The following is a 12,139-nucleotide window of genomic DNA, read 5'->3' on the forward strand; positions in this document are numbered from 1 at the left end:
AACTAGTAGGAGGATTAGCATGTTTCGAATAGAAGCAAAGAGTAACCCTCGATTTATCGAGGCAGGCTTTATTATATTTTTAATTATTGCCACGATGGCATTCAGTATTGGGTATTTAAAAGCGACACCCCATATACCTATTTTTCTTGTCATTTCACTTTTAATTGCCTATGGATTACTTAAAAAAGTTCCTTTTCGCGAGCTTGAATCTGGGATGATTGCTGGTGCAAGTGCTGGACTTGGGGCAGTTTTTATTTTCTTCTTTATTGGTATTTTAATTTCGAGCTGGATTATGGGTGGTACAATTCCAACACTTATCTACTACGGCTTTTTAACAGTTACACCAAGCTTTTTCTTTGCAATCGTATTTTTGATTTGTAGTATCGTTGGTGTGTCAGTTGGTAGTTCTTTAACTACTGTTGCAACAGTGGGCGTTGCCTTTATGGGAATTGCCGGTGCAATGGACATTTCTTTAGCGATAACGGCTGGTGCAATTGTTTCAGGAGCTTTCTTTGGGGATAAAATGTCTCCCCTATCGGATACAACCAATCTTGCATCTGGTACGGTTGGAGTCGATCTTTTCGAGCATATTAAAAATATGGGTTGGACAACGATTCCAGCATTCGTCATCTCATTCGTCCTTTATGCAATTTTATCGCCAACAGAAGCAAATACTTCATTTGAAACAGTTGAAAACTTTAAAGAGGGATTACTGTCAACTGGACTTATTCATTGGTATACATTATTGCCAATTGTTGTTCTTGTTATTATGACTTTTTATAAAGCGCCTGCACTTATCACACTCGCAGTTGTATCAATTATCGGTGTTGGACTTGCCTACATACAAGAACCGATTGCACTATCAAATGTCTTTAAAATGCTTTTTGAAGGCTATGTATCTACTACGGGCAATGAAGACGTGGATGCATTACTGAGCCGTGGTGGTATGAACAGTATGCTATTTACAATTGCCTTAGTCTTATTAGCATTAACAATGGGCGGTTTATTATTTACGCTCGGTATTATTCAAAGTATTTTAGCGAAGGTAGAGAGCCTCTTTAAAAGCGCTGGCTCTGTTATTACAGGAGCAGCTATTACGGGGATTGGTGTTAACACATTAATTGGTGAGCAATATTTATCCATCCTATTAACTGGTGAAGCATTTAAAGCACAGTTTGAGAAAGTAGGACTTGCCCCTAAAAATCTTTCTCGTGTTATGGAGGACGCAGGTACTGTAGTCAATCCTCTAGTTCCATGGAGTGTTTGTGGTATTTTTATTGCTAGTGTACTAGATATACCAACAACGTCTTACCTACCATTCACTTTCTTCTGTCTACTCGGACCAATTTTGACGATTATCTTTGGTTGGAGCGGTAAAACATTAACGAAGCTTGAAAAATAAGATAATAAGATTAGTAGCTGATGAATTCGTCAGCTACTTTTTTTCTATCTATGCTTCGGTATAATTGTAGCTGTCACTTTGCTTTCGATATGGAAGAACGTAGAGCAATTTGGACAATATGAGGCATGTATTAGCCGATTACAAAAGATTTAACTTTATTGGTCCTCTGAAAGAGAAATTGCGAAGTAAATTTCCTTCTCTAATTATTTTATTTCTGTCTCCTGCAATTACAAGAATAGAAAACCATGGGATAGAATGAGGGCTGTCACAAAAGTCACTTTTATGACAGCCCTTTTCATTTTATATATGCACAATAAATGTAAGTGTTTGTTATTTAGAAGCAACTTTTATGACTGTTGATTCAATTTTGATTCCAGCCTTGTCTTTAGCTTCAACAGTTAGACTTGTGCCTGCATTTTGGGCTTCAATCTTCACAGTGAATTTCCCTTTTGAATTTGCTTTTGCTTTCCCTATCAATGTTTTCCCGTTATAAACTTTTACAGTAGCATCTTTTTCAGTTGTACCTGTAACTGATTTAGATTTTGTTGTTACTTTATTTACTTTAGGAGCATCAGGTGCAGTGAAATCTGGCATATTTGTTAAAGAAGGCAGACCAGAGATATAACCAATACCACCTGTTTTATTAATACCAATTTGTTCGTCAACAGCTTTAAGTAATTCATCTTTATTAACAGCTGTAATTGACTTAGCATCTACTTCATCACCAGGATGCTGGAAATTACTGAAAATGTATGAGAATCCATTGCGGTCATCAGCAGCAAATAATCCAGTTGCTTCCGCTCCTGCTGGAACAGATAAGACCCGATCTAATTCTTTCGTATCAACGTTATATGCCCATACGTAGTTATTTGTGTGAGCTCCACTATCTTCACCAATAAAGAGTGTTCTCATTGATTCAGAGTAACTTAAGTTATCTGGATTGGCTACTTTATCTACATTTGCAGTGTTACCAAATGAATCAGCTTGTTTTAAATCTTCACCAACAACTAATCCAGACATTGATGGTGCTACATAAGAGCTATGAATAGCCTTTCCTTCGCTATCCTTTTGACCACCTTGCAAATCTAATTGATAAGTTACACCAGCTTTAATTTTTGGTAATTGAATATGGTCTGCTGGGTCTTTTCCAGTTGAATCTTTTTCCATAGACTTACTTTGATCGGAAATTGCGATATATACTTTTTTATCCTTTTCGTTTAGTGCTAAACCTTCCATTTTGTTAAATTCTGTAGTCGCACCTAGAATGGCAGCGTAACGGCGAGTTTCTAGGAAGGCTGCTGCTTTTTCTTTGCCAGGTTTAAGTTTTAAATACTCAACTTTCCCTTCATTTGAGTATGTTTTAATAGCTGTAAAACCTTCTTTTGGCGCATCCGAAGTTTCAAAAATATCATTGAATGTAATGCCGCTATCAATAATAGCTTTCACTTCTTTATCGGTTGCATGTCCTAAATTAATCCATTGTAAATCCCCTGAACCACCGTTTTCAGTACCAATTTGTTTAAATTTAGCTGCATATAATGTACCTGATGATAAATCTTTTGCTTTGTCGGCCACATACATAAACATTCCTGTATTACCGCCATCATCCCCGTAAAAAACAGTTTTGTTATCAGGCATGACTTTCGCTAACTCATGAGAGAAGCGTCCTGTACTATAATGCTTTACAACTGATGTTTTCCCGTTCTTTTCTACTGTAATTTCAGGAGTGTATCCATAGAAATAAGGATTAGCCTTTGCTTTATCTCCAAAATAGAATTGAGAGAATGTTTCAACTTGACTTCTTACTTTCGAAGTTGGATCTAAGAAAAGTCGTGCATCTGGTTCGTACTCTTCAGAACCTAAATGTGTATTCCAAGGAGATAATGATCCGTTACATGGAATCCAAAGTCCATTTACTGCTGAAAAATCAATTTTTTCTACTTTTACAGGTTTCAATTCACCTGTTTTTTTGTCCTGTTCCAACTCAGTTAAAGACATAGAGGCAGGAACTAAACCGTATGCTGATTTTCCAGCAGCATCAATGGTTTGATATTCATAATGTGTAACCATATATAGTTTTCCATTAATAGGCATCATTAAGCTATTTGAATCCGGAGCATCGGAAACAAAGTATTTTCCGTCTGTGCTGCTTGGGTCCTTAATTGGATTTCCTTTTACATCAATTGGTGTACCTGCAGGGATTTTTTTCCCTTTAACAGTTGCTACCTTATCTTCTGATTTAAATAGGTAGTTGTAGGACAACGGAAATGTTTTTACTTTTCCATTGCTATATTTCACATCAACTGTTGCGGTTGTATAAGTTTTTACCATTTCTTCAATAGTAGATGGTGCTTTCATTCCATTAAATTTAACAGCCTCTATTGTTATATTTTTCTGAGCATTCACCGCTGTCGGTGATAATGCTGGAACTGCAAGAGCTAGGGCAAGTGCTAAAGTAGCACCTTTTTTCACAAGTTTTTTATTAATCATCAAATAATCCTCCTAGTAGATTCCTTTTGTACAGTTTTATTAAACTATGTGAATGTTAATTTACTATTGATTTTATATTTAGTATTTATTAACATTTGATGTTACTAGGGGTTCTTTTTTGTAACATTCCATGAAAAGAATGACACGATTAGGAATTAAAAGCTGGATTTTATCGTTCAAATTTAAAATATCATTTACCAAAAACAGCGCCATCCACACGTAATGGAATGGTGCTGTCTCTCTGTTTTTCACAAAAACTCAATTACTTATGACTCGGTTCTCCGTAGCATATCTAAATGAAGTTTAACCTTTATTACTAAAACAAATTTACTAGAATTTCAATATAGAATAGTACTGATAAAAATGCTATTACGCTTTAAAATTAATTCTATCGTTCAGGAATCTCTATCTTTACTGGGTGTGAGAAAATAAGGGGTAACTGGCCAAACTCAAAATTATTTAGACTTTAACTAGTACTGCTTATAGGCAAATAGCTGTCGAACGAGAGATGTTTAATTCTCGCAAAGTAGTGGCGGTTGTATGGCTCGTAGATAATCAGTAGCATTTCTGCAAAATGGTTCTTCAAAAGACGATAAAACAGAACGATATTGCGGTTATATAAATCATTAAGGACCCGTTTTTAAACAGATTGGTGGTCCGCATTGAATATTGCTCATAAGCCTGAGTACCTGAGGTGGCAACAGGCCGTCGAGTCCAGGCTCTTCCCTTTCTTCTTTAGAAAAAGCGGTTCCTTTATTCAAAAAAGGATTTGAAAGAACCTCTATTCCTTTTAATGTTGTAAGAATTACATTTTCAAGAACATTCATGGGTTCCTCTTCTTTTTACAGAAAGGTTTTTATTAAGTACTCTTTAATTTGGTTATATTCATGCTGGTAAACAGGCCTTCCGATGGTTCCATAAATAACCTTGACATCAAGGATTCCTAAATCCTTTAAGAAGTTCAGATACTTTCTCGCAGAGACTCTTGAAATGCCCACAACATTTGCCACTTCTTCGGTGGAAAACGGCCCTTCTTTCAATTCCTGAACCGCTTCCCAGACTTGCTTTAAGGTATCTTTAGTCAACCCCTTTGGGAGCTCTTCAACTATTGCAGCTTCATCCCTGTGCAAAAGATAATTATCGAGCTCCTGCTGGCTGACTGCTTCCAGTGTACCAGTAAGCCGGGTCTTTTGCTGATAGCTGACAAGAGCAGCGTTGAACCTTTCAAATTTAAAAGGCTTTATTAAATAATCGACAACGCCGTACCTTAATGCCCTCTTGATTCGTTCCAAATCCGATGCAGCCGAAATAATGATTACATCGATTTCAAGTTCATTTTTCCGGAGATACGCCAATAGCTCTAGGCCCGGCTTACCCGGCATAAAAATATCCAGAAGTATAAGCTGTATTTCCTCTTTTCCGAGCAAACGGATAGCCTCATCGACTGAATTGGCTATTGCCGCCAAACGGAACCCACCAATCTTAGAAAGGTATCGTTTATTGATTTCCGCCACCATAGGGTCGTCTTCGACAATCATTACATTGATCATGCCTCTTCATCCTCTGCTTTATAAGGTATATATACCGCAAAATTCGTTCCCTTTCCCGGCTTGGAAGAAATGATTAGGTCCCCTTCTAGTCTTTCAATAGCCTTAGCTAAAAGATATAGCCCTAACCCACGATTATCTCCTTTCGTGGAGAAGCCTTTATCTAATATTTTATTTTGCATTGCTTTAGTCATTCCCATCCCTGTATCCTTAACCTCGATTGTTAAAATATCCTCTGCGTAATCGAGCTTTAAGTCAACTTTTTTAATAGGACTGTCCGCTATCGCTTCCATTGCATTATTGACGAGATTTCCAATAATCGTTATCAGGTCATTGGTGATTTCTTGGTTCACAGGCTTGGGAAGCTTATTGGAGCAATCAAATGATAGTGATGCACCTGATTCTCTTGCAAAGCTTTGCTTGCCAATCAAAAATCCGGCTAGAACTGTATCCTGAACATTCTCGGTTACAAAACCCATTTCCGTTTCTCGGTGGTTAACCGTTTCACTCACATAGTTTGCAAGTGTATGATATTGCTCAGTACGGACAAGTCCAAGAATGACATGCAGCTTATTCATGAATTCATGGGCATGGGCACGTAGAGCATCCGCATAATTGCGTACACCTGTGAGCTGTTCGGCCAATAACTGAACTTCTGTTTTATCACGGAATGTAGCGATTGCTCCAACCGGCTGATTATCCACTACTACCGGTACCCTGTTTACTAAAATAGTAACCCCATGCAGATCCTGTTCCTGGTCAAACTCAGTTCCTCCAGACTTCAAAATATGGTTTAAACGGGTACTAGGTAAATAATCTTCTATTTTGAGTCCCATTGGATTCCCTTCTAGACCGGCTTTTTTAAAAAGCTTTCGGGCTGCCCTGTTTACAAGGGTAATTTTTCCTTCTTGGTCAATGGCTATAATCCCCTCACGGACAGACTGGAGCATGGAACTCCGCTCTTCAAGCAGCCTGGCAATAGCGAACGGCTCGAGTCCCAAAAGGATTTTTTTGATAACCCTGGCCAATCCCACTGCACCTGTTACCCCAATAAGTATTCCGATTAATGTCCCGATCACCATGCCCATCCGACCTTTATGTACAGCCTTCGTTACGGTTTCCAAAGAAATCCCTACAGCAACTGCGCCGACTTGTTTTCCCTGTGGATTCTTTATTGGGGTAAAAGCCCGCATGGAGGGGCTAAGAATACCCTTTGAGATGGATACATACTCTTTCCCTTGAAGGACTGGCCCTTCATCTCCTCCCCTGAACTTCCTTCCCACTTCATCTGGATCCGGGTGGGAAAGTCGTATTCCTTTCATATCCATGACGACAACGAAGTTAACATTCGTTAAATCTTTTATTTGATTGGCAAAAGCTTGTACTTCTTTCGGATTTGTTTCCCCCTCAAGAGACCCAATCACTTGCGGGCTTACGGAAATCATTTTTGCGATATTGAGTGCCTTTTCTTTCTGTGTCTCTTCCACACTGGAGGTAATTCTATTACTAATTAGCAAATCGGTTATACCAAGTGACAAAGCGACGACAAGGCATACAAAAATAATAATGATGACTTGTAAACTAAATCTGCCCTTTTTCATAATCTCCTCCAGGTTAACTGCTTAATTATAGTATGAATAAATTTTATCCTTTACATTCATAGAGACCGCGAAGCTCTCTGGAAGAGCTTTGCAGTCTCAATATTAGATCATCTTATTAGTAAAATTTCACCCGCCATGATTGGGCAAGGTATGGTAAAGAAATAAAGATGGAGTCAACGTAAAACTATTGCTCCATCTTTATTTTTCATTCAATATTTAGGCTCTGTTTTATTATGCAGGGCTTCCTATTTTCAGCTTACCCCTTGACTTCTATCTAGAACATACCGAAAGTTCGATTAATTACCAGGAGTACAGGCATTTTATTTAACTATTTAATATGCTTAGGAATTAATCTTTGTCCAAGTACCTACACTCTTAATTTCTTTATACTCAGGTTTCCACATAGAATCTTCAATAACTTTTTCAACATCTTGAATATCTATTCTTGCAATTCCTTCGCTTATTGCAGCACGGGCTACTTCGATGGCTACATATTTTGAAACTTCATGAAGCTTTTCAATAGATGGCAGCAATGATGCTCCAGGTTTACTTGTGTCTGACATTTTTGCAACCGCATATGCAGCAGCTGCAAACATTCCTTTTGAGATAACTTCAGCTTTGGCAACAATCGCTCCCAAGCCTAGGCCTGGGAATACAAATGCGTTATTTGACTGCCCAATTTCATAGGAAACACCTTTGTATTCTACATTGGCAAACGGGCTGCCGGTTGCAATTAGAGCCTTGCCATCGGTCCACATAATCAGGTTTTCTGGCACTGCTTCAGTCAGTGCCGTAGGGTTGGACATAGGCAATATGATAGGACGCTCAACGTGCTTGGCCATTTCTTTAACAATTTCCTCAGTGAACGCGCTAGCTTGTCCTGAAGTACCAATCAGGATGGTCGGCTTCATCCTTTGAACTACTTCCGTTAATGAAATGATCCCTTCCTCATTCTTACCCCAGTCCTTAACTTCATCCATCTTTCTTGTATAAGGCTTCTGGAAGTTAAGAACATCTGGTGTTTCATCTGTTAGTAGACCACGATAGTCTACAGCCCAGAAACAATCACAGGCTTCTTCTTTGGTAGACCCTTCTAGAACCATGGCATCTACCATTTGGTCTGCGATACCAATGCCGGCAGCTCCTGGTCCAAAAACAACAATGCGCTGTTCCTTCAGGGATTCTCCTGTTACTTTTAAAGCAGACATGATAGCAGCAAGAGTAACAGCACCTGTCCCCTGGATGTCATCGTTGAAGGTAAGGATTTTGTCACCGTATTTGTCCAAGATTTTTCGCGCATTGACGTTGCCAAGGTCCTCCCAGTGAATGAGAACCTCTGGAAAGAACTTTCTTGCAGTCTGAACGAATAAATCAATGAATTGATCATAACGATCACCGCGGACACGTGCGAATTTGTTTCCGATATACATAGGATCTGCAATCAAAGCCTGATTGTTCGTGCCAACATCCATCACGATTGGCAGAACACGGCTTGGATCAATACCAGCTGCAGCCGTGTATACGGCAAGTTTACCAATCGCAATATTAATACCGCCTATCCCTTGGTCCCCGATACCAAGAATGCTTTCAGAGTCTGTAACGACGATTAAGTCAATACCATTTTTTTGCTTTCCTAGATTATAAAATGCCTTTTCAATGCTCTCAGGATCCTCAATAGAAAGATATAAGCCACCTGGTCGTCTGTAGCTTTGAGAGTATGACTGAATTGCATCACCGACAGTAGGAGTGTAGATGATAGGGAGCATTTCTGCCAAGTGTTCTTTCAAAAGACGGTAAAACAAGACAACATTGCGGTTATATAAATCAAAAAGCAGCCCGTTTTTGAACAGATTCGTCGTTCGCGTCGAATATTGTTCGTAGACCCTATTAACTTGTTCATCAAGGGTGAGTACTTGTGGCGGTAACAGACCTTCAAGTCCAAGGTCTTCTCTTTCTTCTTTCGTAAAAGCTGTTCCTTTATTCAAAAAAGGATTGGAGAGAACTTCTTTTCCTTTTATTGTAGTTATAATAACATTATTAGGTATATTCATGGTGTTTCCTTCCTTCTATTTTAAAATAGCTATTCCGACAATACTGAAACCACGTTAACAAAATTTTCCTCATTCATTATTTTTTAACATAATGACCCTTTTTTGAACTAAACAAAGCAGACAGTGAAACCGCTGACTGCTTTATCTTTGTTTCATTTTCAAACTGGCTAAAAAGTTACATCTTTATGATGGCCGGGATAACCATAGAATTTTACTTTATTGTTCATGTTGCCCTTGCAATTGATTCTTTAGCTTTTTTCTTTTCGGATCTTTTATATGCATAATTAACAATAATCGGACAGATTATTGCAGATATTACACATGCTGCTGCAACTTGTGCGGTAGCTCCTGGTGCTATGTGAGCTAAGGTTGGATCTGCTGCTGCAACAACAGCTGGTGTAGCTACCGCATTTCCTGCAGTTGATCCTGTTGCTAGACCAACTATAGGATTTTCTTTAAATAACTTCAAAAGTAGGTAAGCTCCAATTCCAGTGAATGCAGCTATTAATCCTAGTAGTATGCCAGGACCTCCCGCTTTTATAATAGTTGAAAGATCCATCCCTGCACCTAATGGGAATGAGAAGAATGGGATTAATAATAATTTACTGCTTCCAAGGAACTTTCTCATATCAGAATCAATATTCCCTAAAATCATTCCTATTACTATTGGAATTAATACTCCTATAAGTGTTTGAAAAGGAATTGTGGCAAGGCCAGATGCACCTAATGCAACTAATGTGAAAAATGGACCATCTTTTAAAGAAAATACAGCATATGCGCCTACATCGGTTTCGTCACCATACGATGAGGCAAGAGATGCATATAATCCACCATTAGCATTTAATAACGCTGCAAGGATGGCTAATGGTGATAATCCTAGTATTCCGGTAGGCCCAAAAACCATTGCTACAGTTATACCTATTCCAGCACCCACTATAAATTTTCCTGTTATTAATATTGCACCTTTTTTTATTGCCTTAGGTGCTAATTTGAAATTAATTTGTGAACCAATTAAAAACATAAAACATGCCAAAATAGTTGATGATGCTTCTTTACTGAATAATGCTGTTGTAAAACTTCCTATTTTTAAAATTTCCGGAAAAAATGTGTTCGTTAATACCCCTAAAAAAAGTGGGACAACCATCATTCCACCTGGAATTTTATCAAGCGTTTTCTTAATTGGAATTTGCATTTTTACCCCTCCTAAAATAGTTTTATAACTTCGAGTGAATCGATTATTTTACCAATTTCTCCGTTAATTGCAGAAAGCGGTTCCAATTTTCTCGCATGTTATACTATTTTTTATCTCCCTTTGCTTTGTTACGTGTCTATCATATTCGGATGAAAACCGTTTTCATAGTTTATGAAAGTTAAATAATCCTTTTTGTAAATAAAAAAAGTAAGCAGCCTTTATCATTAATCATCGAATTAGCAAAATGCCACCCCACATAATCAAGGTAAGAACCATTGCATTTTTTATAATCGAAAGTCGAACATCCACCGATTCGGACAGGGAAAATAAACAGGTTTTCAAAAGTAAGAAATAGCTAAAAAAATTATGGGGTTTTACTTGAGCGCTTTCTTTATGAGGAATGCAGAAGAAGAGATGAAAAAGCGGAGTACTTACACGACAATTTGCTATAGTGAAAAATGGTGTTGCCTATGCGATTAAGAGATTTATCTTGTGAAAATTAACTTAGTACGATCTTTTATCTGCGCCTGGAGCAATTTCAGGAGTTTATTTTCTATGTAAAAACTTGTGAAGAACTTAGCTTTATTGCTGGTGAGTTAATAGATGTGTTCAAAAAGATTTCTTTGTATCTGGAATTTTAAAAGTGTCTTTCCAATATTTAAAAAAGACAATCCCCCGTATAATTGTGTAAGGAGGGATTGTCAATAGCACTTTTCTCGGAAAGGAACCCATAAAACAACAAAAAGAGTATGTTTTGGAATAATTATTCAAAACATACTCTAATTTTTTTGTGTATTGGCCAACTAACTACTTAATTAGTTTGATCCCTTTGACTCCGAAGATGAAGCGTCATCTGCTTCATTGTCCTTTGATGATAAAAACTCTTCTAATGCCTGTTTGTTCTTATCTAAGTTAATATCTAAGACATCACCTACATTCGTACGTTTATCTTCATAAGAATCTGCAACAGGAATTCGTAAAGTTTCCATACCTTTAGATTTTCCATTTACGATTCCTTTTCCAATTGTAAGGATTGTTTTATTATCAACATTTGTATCAAAGTATGAATCTGCAACACCAAGTAATTTTGGCAAATTCATTAAGCTTGATACACCGATTTGTTCTTTCACCTTCGTCAAAACCTCTTGCTGGCGTTCCACTCGACCAAAATCACTTAAACGATCGTGGCGGAATCGTACATAACCTAATAACTCATTACCATGTAAAACTTGTTTTCCAGGATGTAAGGTCATACCAATTCCATAAGACATTTCATAAGGAATATCAACCTCAATCCCATCCGGTGCTAAAAGATCTATAATTTTAGGAAATCCTTTAAAATCAGCAAGAGCATAGTAATTAACATCAATACCAAAATTCTGCTTAATTGTTTTCCTTACAAGTTCAGGACCTCCAAAAGCAAAAGCAGCATTTATTTTATTCATTCCGTGCCCTGGGATGTCGACATACGTATCTCTCATGATAGAAACAAGTTTTACATCATTCGTCGTTTGATCATAGTGTGCAATCATTAACGAATCCGATCTACCGTCCTCGTCTCTAGCATCACTTCCTATTAATAGCACATTAATCTGACCAAATTGCACATCCGCACCTTCAAATGGGTCATACGCCTTTTGGTCATCTTTATACAGACCATCGTCTGCCATAGCCAATCCGCTATTGTATTGATAAACCCCATAAATAATCCCTGCTACGATTACTAATGCGAATGCCAAGAACAAATTTCTTAGCCATTTACGGCTCTTTTTACTTCTTTTCATAATTAAATCCACCTATCTTATCAATTATTCCTCGGCATAATTGCGTCTGGAATCGGTTTTGTGAAGAAGTTA

Annotated in this window: 7 protein-coding genes and 1 pseudogene; 1 reads left to right on the top strand and 7 read right to left on the bottom strand. The window is 37.7% G+C overall.

What is annotated here, in order from left to right:
* Nucleotides 1-19: 19 nt before the first annotated feature.
* On the top strand, nt 20-1,402 hold the full coding sequence (nhaC, locus tag ACZ11_RS11470; protein ID WP_049666170.1) for a Na+/H+ antiporter NhaC: 1,383 nt from the start codon (nt 20-22) through the stop codon (nt 1,400-1,402).
* A gap of 330 nt (nt 1,403-1,732) precedes the next feature.
* Here nhaC and ACZ11_RS11475 read toward each other — a convergent pair whose 3' ends face one another.
* From ACZ11_RS11475 to ACZ11_RS11505, 7 genes and pseudogenes are all read right to left on the bottom strand, one after another.
* A complete protein-coding gene (locus ACZ11_RS11475) occupies nt 1,733-3,892 on the bottom strand; it encodes an alkaline phosphatase PhoX (protein WP_049666172.1) in 2,160 nt (719 codons plus the stop codon).
* 541 nt (nt 3,893-4,433) lie between these two features.
* Nucleotides 4,434-4,719 (bottom strand): annotated as a pseudogene (locus ACZ11_RS11480) (NAD-dependent malic enzyme); the annotation flags it as partial.
* Between the two features lie 15 nt (nt 4,720-4,734).
* Nucleotides 4,735-5,442, bottom strand: coding sequence for a response regulator (locus ACZ11_RS11485; protein ID WP_049666175.1), 708 nt, complete (start codon nt 5,440-5,442; stop codon nt 4,735-4,737).
* Entirely contained in the window at nt 5,439-7,040 is a 1,602-nt protein-coding gene (dcuS, locus tag ACZ11_RS11490; protein WP_049666176.1) for a DcuS/MalK family sensor histidine kinase, read from the bottom strand. The genes ACZ11_RS11485 and dcuS overlap by 4 nt, the downstream gene beginning before the upstream one ends.
* A 341-nt stretch (nt 7,041-7,381) precedes the next feature.
* A complete protein-coding gene (locus tag ACZ11_RS11495; protein WP_049666177.1) occupies nt 7,382-9,091 on the bottom strand; it encodes an NAD-dependent malic enzyme in 1,710 nt (569 codons plus the stop codon).
* 223 nt (nt 9,092-9,314) lie between these two features.
* Nucleotides 9,315-10,283, bottom strand: coding sequence for a 2-keto-3-deoxygluconate permease (locus ACZ11_RS11500; RefSeq protein WP_049666179.1), 969 nt, complete (start codon nt 10,281-10,283; stop codon nt 9,315-9,317).
* Between the two features lie 815 nt (nt 10,284-11,098).
* Nucleotides 11,099-12,067, bottom strand: coding sequence for an LCP family protein (locus ACZ11_RS11505; protein ID WP_049666181.1), 969 nt, complete (start codon nt 12,065-12,067; stop codon nt 11,099-11,101).
* Between the last annotated feature and the right edge of the window lie 72 nt (nt 12,068-12,139).

The sequence above is a fragment of the Lysinibacillus xylanilyticus genome (genome assembly GCF_001183605.1).
Classification (GTDB): Bacteria; Bacillota; Bacilli; order Bacillales_A; family Planococcaceae; genus Lysinibacillus; species Lysinibacillus xylanilyticus.

Excerpts from the sequence above, each read along its gene's own strand:
- ACZ11_RS11500 (WP_049666179.1), bottom strand. The coding sequence starts at position 10,283 with ATGCAAATTCCAATTAAGAAAACGCTTGATAAAATTCCAGGTGGAATG.
- dcuS (WP_049666176.1), bottom strand. The coding sequence starts at position 7,040 with ATGAAAAAGGGCAGATTTAGTTTACAAGTCATCATTATTATTTTTGTA.
- ACZ11_RS11505 (WP_049666181.1), bottom strand. The coding sequence starts at position 12,067 with ATGAAAAGAAGTAAAAAGAGCCGTAAATGGCTAAGAAATTTGTTCTTG.
- ACZ11_RS11495 (WP_049666177.1), bottom strand. The coding sequence starts at position 9,091 with ATGAATATACCTAATAATGTTATTATAACTACAATAAAAGGAAAAGAA.
- ACZ11_RS11475 (WP_049666172.1), bottom strand. The coding sequence starts at position 3,892 with ATGATTAATAAAAAACTTGTGAAAAAAGGTGCTACTTTAGCACTTGCC.
- nhaC (WP_049666170.1), top strand. The coding sequence starts at position 20 with ATGTTTCGAATAGAAGCAAAGAGTAACCCTCGATTTATCGAGGCAGGC.
- ACZ11_RS11485 (WP_049666175.1), bottom strand. The coding sequence starts at position 5,442 with ATGATCAATGTAATGATTGTCGAAGACGACCCTATGGTGGCGGAAATC.